Here is a 17,016-nt window from a genome sequence, read left to right as displayed (position 1 = left end):
AGGCACGCGTGCGCCGCGGGCCGCGGCATGCGAAAGATTTGTGTCGGTCGCGGCCCGACGCGCAGCGTCGATGACGGCGCGCGCATGCGCGCGGTCACAGTGCGCAGCCGCGAGTCCGGGCGCGCGCTGCGACCGCGCAAGACTGTCATCTGCGTGCGGCGCATTCGGCGCATCGGCGATCGCACCGAGTATTCGCGAGCGCGATGCGTCTCGCGTCAGGAACGTGAGCCCGGCCCGGGCCGAGACTCATTGTGTCGCGCGATCCGCCTTCGCCGGCTCCAGCTCGCAACTGCGCGGGCGCACCCATACCTCGTCGCCGGGTCGCAGATTCGCATCGGCCGGCAGCGCGAACGCCTGCTTGTACGCCGGCACGCGGCCGACCCGGAACGCGACCACGGCGGCGGCCGGCTCGTGGCCGGACAGGCAGCGCCGGTCCACGCCCGGGTCGAGTTCGTTCGCCGCCGCCACCGCCAGCACCGGCTTGCGCCACCACGACGAGAACGCGCCGTCGCGCGGCGCCGATACGCAGCCGGCCAGCACCGCCGCGAACAGCATCAGCGCCAGTGCGTCGCAGACGCGGTCGCGCAGCGCCTGCGCCTGCGCCGAGCGCGCGCGGCGGCGCCCGCTCACGGCCGCACCGGCGCGAATTCGCCCAGCGCGGCCTGCAAGCGCAGTTGCGCCTCCATCAGGTTCGCGGTCAGTTCGGCCCGGCTCAGCGAGGTCTGGTAACGCACCCGGGTCGCGTCGAGCAGTTCCAGCACCGTGCTGCGGCCGAGCCGGTAGGCGTCGTCGGCCATCTGCTGCAGCTGCGGCAGGCGCGGGGTCAGTTGTTGTTCGAACTGCGCCAGCGCGGCGCTGCGTTGCTGGACCTGGGCGCGGTAGCGTTCGACATCGGCGTTGGACTGCGCTTCGGCCAGGGTGCGCTGCAGGCTTGCCGATTCTGCTTCCGCGCGCGCCTGCTGGTACGCGCCGCGGCGGGTGTCGAACAACGGCACCTCGATCTCGAAGCCGAGCGAATAGGTCTTGCCGTAAGGCTGCACGGTCCAGAACTGGCCGCCGCTGAGCGAGAAATTCGGCAAGCGGTCGCGGCGCGCGGCGGTCACCCGCGCCAACGCCGCGGCTTCTTCCTTGCGCGAAGCGATCACCGCCGGGCTGTCGCCGCCGGCCGATGGCGGCGGCTCGGCGATCTGCAACGCACGCAACTCGCCGGCGCCGCGCGGGTGCCAGCCGGGGAAACCCAGCAACCCGGCGAGCTGGCCCTGGCAATCGGTGAGATCGGCTTCGGCCTCGGCCAACTGAGTGCGCCAGTCGGCCAGTTCGATGTCCACGCGCAGCAGGTCGTAGCGGCTGGCCATGCCGGCGGACTGGCGGCCGGCAACGATGCCGCGCAGACGGTCCAGATCGGCCATGCCCTGCTCCAGCGCCACGCGCTTGTGCTGGGCTTGCAACAGTTCGACATAGGCCGCGCCGGCATCGGCGGTGAGATCGTTGGCGGTCGCGCTCAACCGGCTGCGTGCGGCGTCGACGCCGAGATCGGCGGCGCGCACGCGCGAGGAGCGCTGGCCCGGCAACAGAATCGGCTGTTGCACCGACCACTGCTTGGCCAGCGCGCTGCCGAAGTTGCTCTGCTCGCCGGGCTGGCGCGCGCGCTCGAAGCTCACGCTGGGATTGGGATAGGCGCCGGCGGTGGTGCGCTGGGCCTGCGCCAGCGCGATCTGCTTGCGCTCCAACTCCAGCCGCGGGCTGGCGCCGCGCGCCAGGGTCAGCACCGTCGCCAGGTCCACCGATTCGGGCGGCACTGCGGGCGGCAGCTCGGCCGCCATCGCCGGCAGCGTCGCCGCGGCCAGCATCCCACTCAGAACGACTACCCACTTCATGCGTCGGCCTCCTCCGGCGTTTGCAGGCGTTTGGCCGCGATCAGGCTGTACAGCGCCGGCAGCACGAACAGCGCCACCAGCAAGGTCGTGATCATCCCGCCGACCACCACCAGCGCGAACGGGCGCTGGGTTTCGCTGCCCATGCCGCTGGACAGCGCCATCGGCAACAGGCCGAACAAGGCCAGCAGCGAGGCCATCAGCACCGGCCGCAGGCGCTCCGCCGCGCCTTCCAGCAGCGCGGGCAGCAGTTCTTCGCCGGCGCGGCGCCGGTCTTCGGCCGCCGACAGCACCAGCACGCCCATCAGCGACACCTGGCCGAGCAGCGCGATGAAGCCGATCGCCGCGCTCACCGACAGCGGAATGCCGGCCAGCAGCAACGCGAACGCGCCGCCGGTCAGCGCGAACGGCATCGTCGCCATGATCGCCAGCGCGCTGCGGCCGGAGTTCATCGCCGCGTACAACAGCACCAGCACCAGCACGATCGCCACCGGCACCACCAGCTTGAGCCGCTGCGCCGCGCGCTCCTGATTCTCGAACTCGCCGCCCCAGACGAAGTAGTGCCCGTCCGGCGCCTTGACCTTGGCCTCGACCGCGGCGATGGCGTCCTTGACCGTGGAGCCCATGTCGCGGCCCTCGACGTTGAACTTCAGCGCCAGGAAACGGATGTTGCCCTCGCGCACGATCGAGGCCACGCCATTGCCGACTTCGATCTTGGCCAGCTGGCGCAGCGGAATCTGCGCGCCGCCGGGCGCCGGCACGGTCAGGTCGGCGATCTTGTCCTCGTCGTCGCGGCTGGGCTTGGGCAGCAGCAGGCGCACCGGCACCGGCCGCTCGCCTTCCCAGTAGTCGGTGACCACGCGGCCGGCCAGCGCGGTTTCGATGGTGGCTGCGGCGGTCTCGATGGGGATGCCGGCGCGCGCCAGCGCGGCCCGTTCCAGGCGGATGCGCAGCTGCGGGCTGGACACGTCGCGGTACAAGTCCAGCTCGGTCACGCCGGGCACGTCCTGCAGCACGGTCTTGGCCTGCTTGAGCGTTTCGCGCATGCGCTCCAGGTCCGGGCCGAAGACCTTCAACACCACCTTGCCGCGCACGCCGCTGACCGCTTCCTCGACGCTGTCCTTGATCGGCTGGGAGAAGTTGAAGCGCACGCCGGGGATATGTTCCAGCGATTCGCGCATGGCCTGGATCAGTCGCGGCTTGTCCCAGCCCGCACGCCATTGTTTGTCCGGCTTGAGGCTGACGAAGGTCTTGAGCATGTTGACGCCTTCGTTGTCGGTGCCGTCCTCGGGCCGGCCGTGCTCGGTGTGCACGGCGGAGACTTCGGGGAAGGCCAGCACCCGCTTGTGCACGTCCATCAGCAGTTGCTGGCCTTTCTCCATCGACACGCTGGCCGGCATTTCGGCGAACACGAAGATGTCGCCCTCGTCGAGCTCGGGCAGGAACTCCGAGCCCAGCCGCGCGGTGGCGACGCCGCCGGCCACCAGCAGCACCGCCGCGAGCCCCAACGCCAGCGCGCGGCGCTGCATCAGCGCGCCGAGCAGGCGCTTGTAGCCATCGCGCAATTTGGCGATCCACGCCGGCTCGACCAGCTTGGCGTGCTCGGGCTTGAACAGCAGCGCGCACAGCGCCGGCACCACGGTCAGCGAGAACACCAGCGCGCCGACCAGGGCGAAGGCATAGGTGAGCGCCAGCGGGCGGAAGATCCGGCCTTCCACCGATTGCAGGGTGAACACCGGCAGCAGCGCGGCGATGATGATCAGCATCGCGAAGAAGGTCGGGCGGCCGACCGCGGTGGCCGAGCGGATCACCAGCGCGATCAGCGCCTTGCGGTTGGGCGGTCGTTCGTGGCGTATCGCGTGGATGACGTTCTCCACCAACACCACCGCGCCATCGACCAGGATGCCGAAGTCGATCGCGCCCATCGAGATCAGATTGGCCGGCAGGCCAAGGAAATGCAGGCCGATGAAAGCCACCAGCAGCGACAGCGGAATCACCACCGCAACCACGGCCGAGCCGGTGATCGAGCGCATGAACAGCCAGACGATGGCCACCACCAGGATGAAGCCGTGCAGCAGGTTGTCGTGCACGGTCGAGAGGGTGTGGCCGACCAGCACGCTGCGGTCGTGCGAGGCGACGATCTTCATGCCCGCCGGCAGGATCTTGCCGTTGAGCTCGGCGACCTTCTGGTGGATGCCGTCGAGCACGCGCGAGGGATTCTCGCCGCGCCGCATCAGCACCAGGCCTTCGACCACTTCGCCCTGGTCGTTGTAGGCGACCGAGCCGCGGCGCGGGGTCGCGGCGAGCTTGATGCTGGCCACATCGCCCACCGTAAGCGCGGTGCCGGCGCGGTTCTTCAGCGGAATGGCCTTGATGTCCTCGACCGAATCGATGAAGCCGACGCCGCGGATGGTCAGTTCCTGATCGCCGTGGCGCAGGAAGCCGCCGCCGACGTTGAGGTTGGCCTTCTTGATCGCCTCTTCCAGGTCGCCCAGGCTCAGGCCGGCGCCGTAGAGCTTGGCCGGGTCGGCCTCGACCTGCAGCTCCTTCAGATAGCCGCCGAACGGCACCACATCGGCCACGCCCTGCACCTGGCGCAGCACGCGGGTGACGTTCCACTGCATTTCCGAACGCAGCTGGTAGAGATCGGCGCGGTCGCTGGTCAAGCGAAAGCGGTAAATCTTGCCCAGCGGCGTCGCTTCCGGCGCCAGGTCCGGCACGACGCCCTGCGGCAGATCCGCCTGCGCCATGCGCTGCCCCACCAGCATCCGGGTCGAAAACGCATCCACGTCGTCGTCGAAGATCAAGGTCACCAGCGACAGCCCGAACAGACTTTCGCTGCGCAACAGGGTCATGCCCGGCGTGCCGTTGAGCGCGCGCTCCAGCGGCACCGTGACCTGCCGCTCGATTTCCTCGGCGGCGTAGCCCGGCATCTGAGTGATGACCTGGACCTGGACGTTGGTGACGTCGGGATAGGCCTCGATCGGGGTTTGCAGGTACGCGCGCACGCCGAACAAGGCGACGATCGCGGTCATGACCAGGATGGCGACGCGCCGGTGCACGCACGCTTCGATGATGCGATTGAGCATGGCGCCCTCAGAGCAACTGTTCGGCCTGGCTGTCGAGCAGCAAGGCGCCTTCCACCACCACCTTCTCGCCGGCGCGCACGCCGTCGAGCAGGGTCACCCGGCCGCCGCGCGAGGCGCCGGTGCGCACCGCGCGCGCTTCGAAGCGGCCGTCGCCGCGCTGCACGTAGACCAGGCGCTGGCTGCCGCCCTTGATCAGCACCGCGGCGACCGGAACGCTGGGCGCGGCGTCGGCGACCGCGTCCAGGCGCACCTCGACCATCGCGCCGGGCGTCAGCGCGGGCGCGGGCGCGTCGGCGAAGGTCAGGTACAGCGGCAAGCGGCGCAGGTCGCCGTCGACCAAGGGGCCCAGGCCGTCGACCTTGGCGGCGTAGTCGGCGCCGGCGCCGGGAACGTGGATGCGCGCGCCGCTGCCGGCGCGGATCGCTGCGGCTTCGCTTTCCGGAACATCCGCCACCACCCACACGCGCGCGGGATCGCCGATTTCCACCAGCGCCGCGCCGTCGGCGGCGACCACCGCGCCGAGGTTGGCGTGCAGCGACAGCACCACGCCGGCGGCGGGAGCGCGCAGCACGAAGCGGTCGCCGGCGCCGCGGCCGAGCAGATCGGCGGCGCGCTCGGCGCGCTCGAGTTCGGCGCGGGCTTCGCGCACTGCGACCTGGGCTTGAAAGCGCTCCACCTCCAGGCCCACGCCCTTGGCCACCATCTGGTCCTGGCGGCGCAGCGCGTCTTCGGCCAACGCGGTCTGCGCGCGCGCCTGCGCCAACGAGGCCTTGGCCGAGCCGGCATCGGCGCTTTGCAAGGTCAGCAGCGCCGCGCCGGCGGCCACTTTCTCGCCCGGCCGCACATCCACCGAGACCACGCGCGCGGTCACCGGGCTGCCGACCGCGGTCATCGCCTGCGGCCGGAACGCCACCCGCCCGGGCAGCGGCGCGCCCGCGGCGGCGGAGCCGGCGCCGACGGTCTCGACCTTCAGATACTCGCTGCCCGCAAGCGCCGGCGCCGCGCTGTCGCGGCCGTCCGCATGCGCCTGGCCGCCGCCGCAGCCGGACAAGGCCGCGCCCATCGCCAGCGCCGCGCATGCGGCGGACAGGCTCCATCGCGCGCTTTCGCGCCCTTTCGGCTTCTTCAGCAAACGCATCGACACTCCAACGCCCACGCAGGCAGTTCGCGATGCGCAGGGTAGGAACGGGCGGCTTACGAAGTCCTTACGCCGCCCGCGATGCCGGCGCCGGCGCCGTTGCGGCCGCACTTCGCAACGGTTTCCACCAGCGGCCGCAGTACACTGCGGCCACCGCGCCACTGACGGATACGCCGATGAGGATCCTGCTCGTCGAAGACGACGACGCGCTGCGCGCGACCTTGCTCGAAGCGCTGCGCCAGGCCGGCTACGGCGTCGACGCGGTCGCCGACGGCGCCGCCGCCGACGCCGCGCTCGCCGCCGGCGACTACGAGCTGGTCGTGCTCGACCTGGGCCTGCCCGAACTGGACGGCCTGGACGTGCTGCGCCGCGCGCGCCAGCGCCAGGACCGCACGCCGGTGCTGGTGCTGACCGCGCGCGACAGCATCGACGAGCGCGTGGTCGGCCTCACCGCCGGCGCCGACGACTATCTGGTCAAACCCTTCGCGCTGCGCGAGCTGGAAGCGCGGGTCGCGGCGATGATGCGGCGCGCCGCCGGCGGCCTGACCGAGCTGACGGTCGGCCCGCTGACCCTGGACCCGGGCGGCCGCAGCGCGCGCGCCCACGGCCAGCGCCTGAACCTGTCGGTGCGCGAGCTGGCTCTGCTGGAGGCGCTGATGCAGCGCGCCGGCCAGGTCGCGATCAAGAACCGCCTGGCCCAGCGCATCAGCGACTGGGACGAGGAAGTCAGCCCCAACGCGATCGAGGTCTACGTGCACCGGCTGCGCAAGAAGCTGCAGCCGCACGGCGTGCACATCCGCACCATCCACGGCCTGGGCTATCTGCTCGAACCGGCCGACGCCGCCGGCAGCGAGCCCGACGCCGATGCTTGAGCGCCTGTCGCTGCGCCAGCGCCTGCTGCTGTGGCTGCTGCCCTCGACCGCGGCGCTGACCCTGGCCTGGATCGTCGGCACCTACGCCGTGGCCCAGCACTTCGTCGGCCGGGTCTACGACTGGGCGCTGGAAGACACTGCGCGCACCCTGGCCGGGCAGGTGCGGGTCGAACGCGGCACGGCCACGGTCAACCTGCCGGCGCCGGCGCTGCGCATGCTCGAGTTCGACGAGTTCGACCAGATCTATTTCAGCGTCACCGACCCGCAAGGCCGCCAGCTCGCCGGCAACCAATCGCTGCCCTCGCCGCCCGGGCGCGGCGACGACGGCCCGCGGGTGCGCTTCTATCTCGACACCGTCGACGGCACGCCGTTGCGCCTGGTCCAGTACCGCATGCGCGGCGACGGCAGCGTGGCGATCTATGTGCGCGTCGCCGAGACCCTGCACAAGCGCAAGAACCTGGCGCGCGAGATGATGGTGTACATGCTCGGTTCGCAGCTGCTGTTCCTGGCCGGCATCGTGTTCCTGGTCTGGTACGGCGTCGGCCGCGGCATCGCCCCGCTCAATCGCGTGCGCGACGCCATCGCCCGCCGCACCCATGAGGATCTCAGCCCGCTCGACGAGCGCGGCCTGCCCTCGGAGGTGCAACAGCAGGTGCACGTCATCAACGAATTGATGGCGCGGCTGGCCCACACCTTGTCGATGCAGCGCAACTTCGTCGCCGACGCCACCCATCAACTGCGCACGCCGATCGCGGTGCTGCGCACCCAGGCCGAGCTGGCCCAGCGCGCCCACGACGGCGAAGCGCTGCGCGCGCTGCTGGCGCAGATGGACGCGGCGACCCTGCGCCTGTCGCGCCTGGCCACCCAGTTGCTGAGCCTGAGCCGGGCCGAGCTCGGCCGCGCCGAAGCGCTGAGCCTGGCCGACCTGGACGTGGCCGAACTGGTCGAAGACTGCGTCGCCGCGCTGGTGCCGGCGGCGCTGGCCAAGCGCATCGAGCTGCGCGTCGCCATCGCCGCCGACCTGCCGCGCCTGCACGCCGACCGCCAACTGCTGCACGAATTGCTCGCCAACCTGATCGACAACGCGATCCGCTACACCCCGCCCGGCGGCCGCATCGAGGTCGAAGCGCAGCGACGCGGCGACGCGCTGCGGCTGGCGGTCAGCGACGACGGCCCCGGCATCCCCGAGGCCGAGCGCGAGCGCGTGGTCGAACGCTTCCGCCGCGGCAGCAAGGCCGACTCCGAAGGCAGCGGCCTGGGGCTGGCGATCGCGCGCGAGATCGCGGCGCTGCACGGCGGCGCGCTGACCCTGGAATCCTCGGCGCACGCCAGCGGCCTGCGGGCCTCGGTCGAATTGCCGCTCGCGCGCGACTGACGCAGCTCAAGACGCGAACTGCGTCGCAAGATCGAACACGCGCGCGGCGGATCGTGGCCGCCGTGTGCGTTCGTCCGCGTTTTTGCGCCACGCGTTCGAACGCGCGAAACAAAATTTTCCGCGCAGGACAATCACCGAAAATCACGCGCCAGTCGCACACGGATCGGGTGTAAAACTGATCCACTGCGCAGTACATAGAAAGTGCACTCAGTAGACTCGAAACCCTAGCGAGGGGTAGTCGATGGATTATTTGAAGGCGCTGGCGGCGCTCGGCATCTGGCCTGCGATCTATCCCCTGGGCGCCTTCGTGCTGGCTTGCGGCGGCGAACCCGCGCATCGCCTTCGTTTCCATCCGCTGCTCGCGCTCGGCGTCGGCAGTGCCGTCGCGACCTTGCTGCTGATGGCGCTGGCGTGGATCGGCGCATTGCGGCCGGTCTGGATCGGCGCGGCCGCGTGGCTGTTGCTGGCGCTGTGGTGCTGGCGCGAACGGGTGTGGACGCGGCGGCGCGATGCGTTCGCCGCGCTGCGCGCATTGCTGCGCCGGCAAGGCTTCGCCGCGTTCGCGACGGCGGCGATCATTGCCGTGGCCACGTTCTTCTACGCGATGTATCCCAAGGAAAGCCTGCTCGGCGAGCGCGACGAAGGCACCTATGCGCAGCACGCGCTGCATCTGCTGCGCGGCGGCGACTCGCGCATCGACCTGCGCGCGTTGGGCATCGCCGAAGAGCCGTCGCTGCGCGCGATCGCGGCAGGCAAGGCGGCGGAACTGCCCGGCATCTATCCCACCGGCGAACGCTGGACCTTCCAGTTTTCCGCCGCCACCCCGGCGTGGATGGCGATGCTCGCCGCGCCGCTCGGGCCGCAGGGCATCTTCCGCTTCAACGCCTTGCTCGGCGCGCTCAACTGCATCGCCTTCTACGCCTTGCTGCGGCGGCTGTTGCCGGCGCGCACGCGGGCCTGGGCGGTGCCGGCGCTGGCGGTGTTCGCGCTGCAGCCGGCGCAGGTGTGGGTGTCGCGCAATACCCTCAGCGAACCCTTGTGCGCGTGGTTTCTCGCGGTCGGCCTGTTCGCCGCCAGCGTCGCGGTCGGGCGGCGTTCGCGCCGGCTGGGCCTGATCGCCGGCGGCTTAATCGGCATGGGTTGTTTCGTGCGCATCGACGCCATCGTGTTCGCCCTGGGCGCGGCCGGCGCCGCGCTCGCCGCCGCCGCGCTCGGCCGCAACGCGCGCGCCACCGCGGTGCTCGGCGAAACCGCGATCGGCTGTTTTGCAGTGACCGCACTGGCGATGGGTTACTACCTGGCCTGCGTGCAGCCTTATCTGCTCGGCCTGACCGATGTCGTGGTAGCCGCGGCGGTAGCGACCGCGGCGTGCGCGTTCCTCGCCCACGCGGCCGCGACCGCACCGTCGCTGCGCCTGCGTGCGGCGGCGGCGAGCCGGCTGGCGTGGCCGGCGGCGGTCGCGGTGGCGGCGCTGTTCGTCTATGCCTTGTGGATCCGCCCGCAGGTGCAGCCGTATGCATTGATCGAATCCAAGCTGGTGCCGCAGTTGAACGGCCAGCGCGATTACCGCGAAACCAGCCTGGTCAGCGTCGCCGCGTATCTGTCGTGGCCGATCGTGCTGGCCGCCGGCGTGGGCGCGGCGCTCGCCGCGCAGGCCTTGCTCGCTCGTCGCCTGTCGCCGTCGCGGGCGTGGATCTGGGTGTTCTTGCTGATCCCGACCGTGGCCTACCTGTGGCGGCCGATGGTATCGCCCGATCACATCTGGGCCTCAAGGCGCTGGCTGCCGGTGGTGTTTCCAGCCTGTATCGCCCTGGCCGCATACGCCGCCGCGCGGCTGGGCCGCGGCTTGTCGCGCGACAAGCTGCCGGCGCAGGCCGCGGTGGTGGCGCTGGCGCTGGGCGCGAACCTGCTGTGGCAGCAACGCGACACGCTGCGGCTGCGCGAAGACGCGGGCCTCGTCGCCCAGGTCGGCGCCATCGCCGCGCAACTGCCGCGCGACCGTCCCGTTTACGTGGTCGCCTCGACGCCGTTGGCCACGGCGCTGCTCGGCGGCTTCGGCGTGCCAGCGGTGCCGCCGCCGTCGGACTGGGGCAATACCGGACGTTTCTGCCCAGCCCGCGGCGATTGCTGGATCGTGCTGCCCAACGGCGATCCGATTCCCGGCACCGCGGCGCAAACGATTTTGCCGCTGCACCGCCTGCGCCGCTCTACCGCCTACCAACCGCTCGCTCACGGCACTTACGTCGATGCCGGCGAGTGGCGCGTAGTCCGGCTCGCGCACTGACCCGCCGCAACACAGCCATGACCGCCCCGCTCCACGCCGTCCGCACCGCAACGAACGATCGACAGCCCGCGGCGCTGCCCCGCCGCGACCGACAGGAGATCGCCCGATGAACGCACGCAGGTCGCCCCGGGCCGAAGGCCCCTTGTTCCTCGCCGGGCCGCCGCGCGCCGGCGCCGCGACCGCGCAGGACGCCCACTACGCGCGCAAGCCGGTCAAGGTGGTGATCCAGTTGCCGTGCCGCGACGAAGCCGAACAGCTGCCGGCGACCCTGGCCGCGCTGCCGCGGCGCCTGCCCGGCGTGGACGAGGTGGAATGGCTGGTGGTCGACGACGGTTCCAGCGACGACACCGCGCGCGTCGCCCTCGCCCACGGCGCCCATGCGGTACTGCGCCTGCCGCACAACCGCGGCCTGGCGCGCGCGTTCTGCGCCGGGCTGGAGGCCGCCTGCCGGCGCGGCGCCGACGTCATCGTCAACGTCGACGGCGACAACCAGTACGACGCCAGCGCCATTCCCGAACTGGTCGCGCGGGTGCTCGCCGGCCGCGCCGACATCGTGGTCGGCTGCCGCCCGATCGAGCGCATCGCCCATTTTCCGTGGTGGAAAAAACGCCTGCAGCGGCTCGGCAGCGCGGTCGTGCGCGCCGCCGCGCACGTCAGCGTGGACGACGCTACCAGCGGTTTTCGCGCCTACAGCCGCGACGCGGCGATGCGCTTGAACGTGTATTCGAACTACACCTACACCCTGGAAACGCTGATCCAGGCCGGCCAGTCGGGCCTGCGCGTGGAGGCGCTGCCGGTGGAGGTCAATCCGCCGACCCGGCCCTCGCGCCTGATCCGCAGCGTGCCGCAGCGTGCCGCAGTACGTGACCCGCTCGGTGCTGACCATCGTGCGCTCTTTCCTCACCTACCGGCCGCTGGAGTTCTTCCTGGTGCCGTCGGCGCTGTGCATGGCCGCCGGCGCACTGATCGGCGCGCGCTTTCTCTACCACTTCGCCCACGGCGCCGGCGACGGCCACGTGCAATCGCTGATCCTGTCGGCGCTGCTGATCGTGGTCGGCACGGTCGGCGCGGCGGTGGGGTTGCTGGCCAACCAGTTGGTGGTCAACCGGCGCCTGCTGGAAGAGCAGCAGCAGAGCCGGCGCCGCGCGGAGTGGCGGCCGCCGGCCTGAAGCCGTACCGTCGGGGCCGGTACTCCCGAAGCCGCTGCCTGCAAAGCCGGCACGTGCAAACCGACACCGCCCGAACCCGCGCCGTGCGAAGCCCACGCTCTTGAAGTCGATCTGGTACATCACCCGCAAGTTCCCGCCCTCGCGCGGCGGCATGCAGCTGCTCAGCGCGCGCATCGCCGGCGCGCTGGGCGCGCTGCGGCCGCTGACCCTGGTGCGCTGGCGCCGCGGCCAATGGGGCCTGCCGCTGTTCCTGGCCTGGGCGCTGCTGCGCCTGTGCGTAGGCCTGCTGCGCGGCCGCGTGCGCGTGCTGCTGCTCGGCGACCCGGTGCTGTCGGTGCTGGCGCTGCCGGCGCGCTGGGCCGGGGTGCCGGTGGCGGTGGTCGTGCACGGGCTGGACATCGGCTATCGCCGCTTCGGCTATCAGGCGTATCTGCGCTGGTGCTTCCACGGCCGCTTCGACACGTACTTCTGCATCAGCCGCTTCGTCCGCGACGAACTCGTGCGCAGCGGCATCGACCCGGCGCGCTGCGTGCTGGCGCATCCCGGCGTGGACGCGGCGGCGTGCTGCGAGCCATCGCTGGCGGATGCGCCGCGGCTGCTGATCCTGGGCCGGCTGGTGCGGCGCAAGGGCGCGCTGTGGTTCGTCGAAGCGGTGATGCCGATGCTGTCCGACGCGGTGATGTTGGACATCGTCGGCGACGGCCCCGAACGCGCCGCGCTCGAACGCGCGATCGTCGATGCCGGCCTGCAGGCACGGGTGCGGCTGTGGGGCGAGGTCGACGACGCCGAAAAGGCGCGCCGGCTCGCCGCCTGCGATCTGGCGCTGATGCCCAACCGGCGCGTCGACGGCGATCCCGAAGGCTTCGGCCTGGTCGCGCTGGAAGCGGCGATGAGCGGGCGCTACGTCCTGGCCGCCGACCTGGAAGGCCTGCGCGACGCGCTCGCCGATCCGGCCCTGGGCCGGTTGCTGCCCGAAGCCGATGCGCGCGCCTGGAGCGAGGCGATCGGCGCCGAACTCAGCGACCGCGCCGCACTGCGCGAGCGCGGCCGCGGCGCGCACGCCTACGCCGCCGAACGCTGCTCCTGGCCGGGCATGGCGCAACGCTACGCCGAGCGGCTCGATGCGCTGGGCTGAGGCGCTGCGCCGCGGCGGCCGCGCCGCCGGCTGGCTGCTCGGCCTGGCCGCGCTGGCGCTGGTGGCGCAGCAGGCGTGGACGCGGCGCGCGCAGTGGTGGCCGCTGTGGCAGCGGCTCGACGCCGGCGATCTCGCCCTGACCTTGGCCGCCTGCCTGGCGATGCAGCTCGCCTTCGGCCTGGCCTGGCATTTGTTCGCGCGCGGCCGCTGGACGCCGCAACAGCTCTATCCCGACCTGCTGCGCTGGGGCCAGAGCCTGCCGGCCAAGTACCTGCCCGGCAAGATCTGGCAAGGCGTGGCGCGCAGCGCGCTGTACGCCGACGAGCGCCGGCCGACGCTGACCTTCGTCCTGTTCGTGCGCGAGCAACTGCTGTCGCTCGGCATCTGCGCGGCGATCGCCGCCGCGGCCGCGCCGGCAGCGTTGCCGCCGCGACTCGGAGCGGTGTTGCAACTCGCCCTGCTCGCCCTAGCCGTCGCAGTCAGCGTGGCCGCGATCTGGCGCCGCCTGCCGGCCGCGCTGGCCGCGCGCCTGCCCGCATCGCTGGCCGGCTGGAACCAAGGCCTGCCGTCGCGCGCAGTGCTGGCGCGGGTGTGGCTGCTGCAATGGCTCGCCTACGCGGCGATGGTCGCCGCGTTCGCCGCGCTGCTCGCCGGCTTCGGCCTGCGCATCGGGTTGGCGCAGGCCGCGTCGGCGCTGTGCCTGGCCGGCCTGGCCGGGGTGGTGGCGATCCTGGTGCCGGCCGGCCTGGGCGTGCGCGAAGCCGGCTTGTTCTGGTGCCTGGCGCCGCTGGTCGGCCCCGGCAACGCGGCGATGCTGGCGCTGGCGTGGCGGCTGGCGATCACCGCCGGCGAGGCTACGTTCGCGCTGCTGAGTTTTGTCCTGGGCGCGCTGCGGCGATAGCGATGCGAAACGAAGAAACCGCGCCCGCTGATGCGGACGCGGCTTCGGTTGGATCGCAATCAACGACTCGCAGCGCCGATCAGAACTCCTCGGCGATCGCGTGGCCGATGAACAGCGGCGGATTGGCGCCGTTGCCGGTCTCGCAGGTCACGCCGTAGTTGATCATCAGCGACAACAGGTTGCGCGACTCGACCTTGAGCACGTACAAGCCGTTCACCCCGTTGTTGTGGGTGCTGCGCTCGCCCAGGTAGACCTTCTGGAACGAGTTGATGTTGTTGCCGCCGGCGATGACGTTGCCCTGCGGGTCTTCCAGGCGCATCTCCAACTGCGGCGCGCCGGTGCCGTCGATGCGGCAGCTGACGTAGTCGGGCGCCTGCAGGTACAGGCCGAAGCGGTCCTGGCCGCTGAGCAGGCCGAGCAAGGTGCCCAACGCGCTCGAGCTGGAGGAGCCGATCTTCTTGGAACGGTCGTCCTGCGGATCGGCGGTCTTGGCGATGCGGAAGTCGCCGCCGAGGGTCACGTTCTCCTGCGTGGTGCAGTAGGCCGCGAACGCCGGGTTGGCGGTCGGCGTGGTGCCGCGGAAGGTCGCCTGCACATTGCTGTAATCCCCGGCCGGCGCGCCGACCGCGGTGAACACATCGAGGATGCGCACGGTCTCGTTAGCGCTGAGGTTGGTGACCTGCTGGTTGCCCAGCTGCGAGCCTGAGGTGTCGCGCAGTTGCCAGGTCACCTGCACCGGCTCGTTGATCGAGGCGACGAAGCAGTTGCTCTGGTAGCCCGGCGCTGCCGCCTGCCGGCGCAGGCCGGTGACCACCGACTCGTTGGCGCCGCTGGCGAACGAGCCGATCTTGAACGCCTCCACCGAGAAGCCGGCGCCGCTGAAGGCCTGGATGCGGCTGTAACCGGAGATCGGGATGTTCGCCGCGCTCTGTTCGACCAGGGCGATCTGGCCGTAGTTGCTGGTGGCGCTGACCGGGACCGCGCAGAAGTCGACGAGGTTGCCCGACACCACTGCGTTGGGCGCGATGCTGAGCGTGGTGCACGGCCGCTCGCCGGCGAACGGCGTGCCGGGCGCGCCGTAGTAGGTCATCTTGACGCTCGCGGTCGCGGTGCCGGCGTTGCGCACGAAGATCGTCGAGGAATAGCTGGAGCTGTTCACCACCAGCGGGAGGCGCAGAATGGTGCCGTAGCCGTCGGCGGTTTGCGCCAACGCATTGCCGCTCAGCAACGCCGCGGCCAACAGGCAATACATACGACGGGCTTTCATAGCAGAGTCCTCTCTCGTCCATATCAAGGCCATGGGCGAGCGCCCATGGGCGTACGCTCCGGCCCGCGTTCGCTGGGGTCCGGAACCGGGACAACGCGGATGCGTTGCGGTGCTGCGGGGGCGGCCGGCGTTACTGGTCGATCAGCCGGTCGGGGAAAGGTCGTTTGCCGGCGAGGACGGCGGCGATTTCGTCCCTGCCGATGCCGTAGATCTTGGATATCGCCTCGGGCTGGTCGCGCATCTGCTGCAGGCGCTGGCGTTTGAGTTCCTCGCGCGCGCCCGGCGACAGCGCCAGGCCCTGGTTGTAGACGATCTCGTGCTGTTTTCCGTCGGGGCCCTTATAGCTTTGCGGCGGCTGCGCGCCGGGCGCGGCGCTGCGCACGGTCTCGGCGACCGCGGCCTGCTGTTGTTGCGCGGTGAGCTGCGGCGCCTGGCCGACCTGCGCCGCCTCCGCGCCCTGCGCCTGCGGCGCCGCACCGAGCGCGGCTTCGCCCGCGGCGTCCGCCGGCGCGGAAGGACGCGGCGAACTCCACGGTTTCCAGATCAGCACAGCCAGGATCAAGACGGCGCTGCCGAGCAGCGCCACGGGAAGGCGCGAAGACGCGGCCATGATTCCCCCTGCTTAACGGACGATGTTTCCGGGACGTTTTTCCGGGACGGTGTTTGCGCGACGAGGTCTGCTGGACGATGTTCGCTGCGTGCTTCGCAGCCGCGAGGCCGAGGTCATCATCGCAGAACTCGGCCGCGCGATTTTCTCGCTTTGTATCGTTTCCTAACCCTGGATAACGTGACACGGGACGGCAAAGCGGCCGCGAAAACACAGGGAATTCGCTTACTGCAAAGCGCAACTCATCTGAACTGAGGATCGCATCGTTACGCCGATGCAAGCGTGGGTGAGAGAAGGTGAGAAAACCGAATCGGCGGATTTTTCAGGTTTTTCCACAATGGCTTGTGGCCGCGGTGCGAGTTCGGATGCGTTGAAGACTTATTGATGCGAGTCGCGCGCGCTTTCGCCGCGCATTCGTTGCGCGCGACGAAGCCGATCGCGAGCGCAACAATGGCGATCGCATGCGCGCATCGGCGGCGTGGTTTCCGCCGCACGCGACAGCGTCGCCGCGAACGCGGAGATTGCGACGCAGTCGACGCCTTGTTAGCATCGCGCGCCCGGCCGCCCCTTGCGCGCCGATCCCCCGACGCCGGTTTCCGGCGCATCACGGCAATGGACGCCGTCGCCCGGCGTTCGCCTCAGCTCTAAGGACAGACATGGTTTCCATCATCGTAATGGCCGTTTTCGGCGGCCTGTGCGGCCTCGGCGTTCTCGCCGTCATGGCCCTTATCGCCAAGAACGGAAAACACCCGTTCGACCGCGTCGAGTTCGCATCCGACCAGGACGTCTACGCCCTCGCCCAGGCCTGGGCCGGCCGCAACGGCTACGCGCTCAAGCGCAGCGAAGGCGACCTGCGCGTCTACCAGAAGGGCAACGGTTTCCTGACCGCGCCGATGTTCCTGGAGATCGACCGCCCCGACGGCCGCTGGTCGTTCAAGAGCTACGTGCGCGTCAACGGCGTGGTGGTGCAGGGTGACGTCGGCCTGTCCGGCGCCGGTTTCCTGGTCAAGGTGCCGCGTTCGATGGCGAAGAAGGCGCAGAACGAGCTCTACGCTTCGTTGGATCTGGCGCCTCTGAAGTAAGGCGCTCGGGCGTTCGTTTCCTGCACGCCCTGCGACGACAACGCAACAACGACAGCTCGCATGGCAGGCGCATAGCGTTCTAGCACCGCTGTTGCTGTTGCCCTTGCTCCTCGCTCCCCCCGCCGCCCCGAACTCGCCACAGGAAAATAGAGACCCGGAGGGCGGCGCGCAGGACGCGCGCCGTGCGCCACCCAGGCCATGGATGGCCTGTGTGGCGCATCCC

Annotated in this window: 13 protein-coding genes; 7 read left to right on the top strand and 6 right to left on the bottom strand. The window is 70.8% G+C overall.

Annotation, left to right across the window (positions count from 1 at the left end; all coding sequences use genetic code 11):
* Positions 1 to 246 precede the first annotated feature (246 nt).
* The 4 genes from BLU84_RS18740 to BLU84_RS18725 are packed head-to-tail and all read right to left on the bottom strand — an operon-like array spanning position 247 to position 6,101.
* Positions 247 to 630 (bottom strand): YajG family lipoprotein, encoded by a 384-nt coding sequence (locus tag BLU84_RS18740; protein ID WP_074870838.1) that lies wholly within the window; start codon positions 628 to 630, stop codon positions 247 to 249.
* Positions 627 to 1,877 carry a TolC family protein gene (locus tag BLU84_RS18735; RefSeq protein WP_083382840.1) on the bottom strand — a complete coding sequence of 417 codons (1,251 nt, stop codon included), beginning with the start codon at positions 1,875 to 1,877 and terminating at the stop codon, positions 627 to 629. The genes BLU84_RS18740 and BLU84_RS18735 overlap by 4 nt, the downstream gene beginning before the upstream one ends.
* A complete protein-coding gene (locus BLU84_RS18730; protein WP_074870836.1) occupies positions 1,874 to 4,963 on the bottom strand; it encodes an efflux RND transporter permease subunit in 3,090 nt (1,029 codons plus the stop codon). The genes BLU84_RS18735 and BLU84_RS18730 overlap by 4 nt, the downstream gene beginning before the upstream one ends.
* 7 nt (positions 4,964 to 4,970) lie before the next feature.
* On the bottom strand, positions 4,971 to 6,101 hold the full coding sequence (locus tag BLU84_RS18725) for an efflux RND transporter periplasmic adaptor subunit (protein ID WP_083382838.1): 1,131 nt from the start codon (positions 6,099 to 6,101) through the stop codon (positions 4,971 to 4,973).
* A 176-nt stretch (positions 6,102 to 6,277) separates the two neighbouring features.
* Between BLU84_RS18725 and BLU84_RS18720 the strand changes: the two genes are divergently transcribed.
* The 6 genes from BLU84_RS18720 to BLU84_RS18695 all read left to right on the top strand — a co-directional run bounded on the left by BLU84_RS18720 (position 6,278) and on the right by BLU84_RS18695 (position 13,837).
* Positions 6,278 to 6,973, top strand: coding sequence for a response regulator (locus BLU84_RS18720; protein ID WP_074870835.1), 696 nt, complete (start codon positions 6,278 to 6,280; stop codon positions 6,971 to 6,973).
* A complete protein-coding gene (locus BLU84_RS18715) occupies positions 6,966 to 8,348 on the top strand; it encodes a sensor histidine kinase (protein WP_074870834.1) in 1,383 nt (460 codons plus the stop codon). Before BLU84_RS18720 ends, BLU84_RS18715 begins: the two co-directional genes overlap by 8 nt.
* 241 nt (positions 8,349 to 8,589) lie before the next feature.
* Positions 8,590 to 10,632, top strand: a complete 2,043-nt coding sequence (locus BLU84_RS27275) for a hypothetical protein (RefSeq protein WP_074870833.1) — start codon at positions 8,590 to 8,592, stop codon at positions 10,630 to 10,632.
* A 106-nt stretch (positions 10,633 to 10,738) separates the two neighbouring features.
* The gene (locus BLU84_RS18705) at positions 10,739 to 11,905 is read left to right on the top strand and encodes a glycosyltransferase family 2 protein (RefSeq protein ID WP_211664571.1); all 1,167 of its coding nucleotides are present in this window, start codon (positions 10,739 to 10,741) and stop codon (positions 11,903 to 11,905) included.
* Complete coding sequence (locus tag BLU84_RS18700) at positions 11,902 to 12,936, top strand: glycosyltransferase family 4 protein (RefSeq protein ID WP_074870832.1); 1,035 nt, start codon at positions 11,902 to 11,904, stop codon at positions 12,934 to 12,936. Before BLU84_RS18705 ends, BLU84_RS18700 begins: the two co-directional genes overlap by 4 nt.
* Positions 12,923 to 13,837 (top strand): lysylphosphatidylglycerol synthase domain-containing protein, encoded by a 915-nt coding sequence (locus tag BLU84_RS18695; RefSeq protein WP_074870831.1) that lies wholly within the window; start codon positions 12,923 to 12,925, stop codon positions 13,835 to 13,837. Before BLU84_RS18700 ends, BLU84_RS18695 begins: the two co-directional genes overlap by 14 nt.
* Before the next feature lie 79 nt (positions 13,838 to 13,916).
* On the opposite strand, the gene BLU84_RS18690 is transcribed toward BLU84_RS18695, so the two are convergent.
* Both BLU84_RS18690 and BLU84_RS18685 read right to left on the bottom strand, forming a co-directional pair.
* Positions 13,917 to 15,104, bottom strand: coding sequence for a hypothetical protein (locus BLU84_RS18690; protein WP_139175114.1), 1,188 nt, complete (start codon positions 15,102 to 15,104; stop codon positions 13,917 to 13,919).
* A gap of 130 nt (positions 15,105 to 15,234) precedes the next feature.
* The gene (locus BLU84_RS18685; RefSeq protein ID WP_074870826.1) at positions 15,235 to 15,714 is read right to left on the bottom strand and encodes a hypothetical protein; all 480 of its coding nucleotides are present in this window, start codon (positions 15,712 to 15,714) and stop codon (positions 15,235 to 15,237) included.
* 716 nt (positions 15,715 to 16,430) lie between these two features.
* Between BLU84_RS18685 and BLU84_RS18680 the strand changes: the two genes are divergently transcribed.
* Positions 16,431 to 16,793, top strand: a complete 363-nt coding sequence (locus tag BLU84_RS18680; protein WP_139175113.1) for a hypothetical protein — start codon at positions 16,431 to 16,433, stop codon at positions 16,791 to 16,793.
* The last annotated feature ends 223 nt before the right edge of the window (positions 16,794 to 17,016 follow it).

This window comes from Lysobacter enzymogenes (assembly GCF_900106525.1).
In the GTDB taxonomy this organism is placed as follows: domain Bacteria; phylum Pseudomonadota; class Gammaproteobacteria; order Xanthomonadales; family Xanthomonadaceae; genus Lysobacter; species Lysobacter enzymogenes.
Note: the sequence above shows the minus strand (reverse complement) of the source record. Positions and strands in the feature narration are given on the sequence as shown.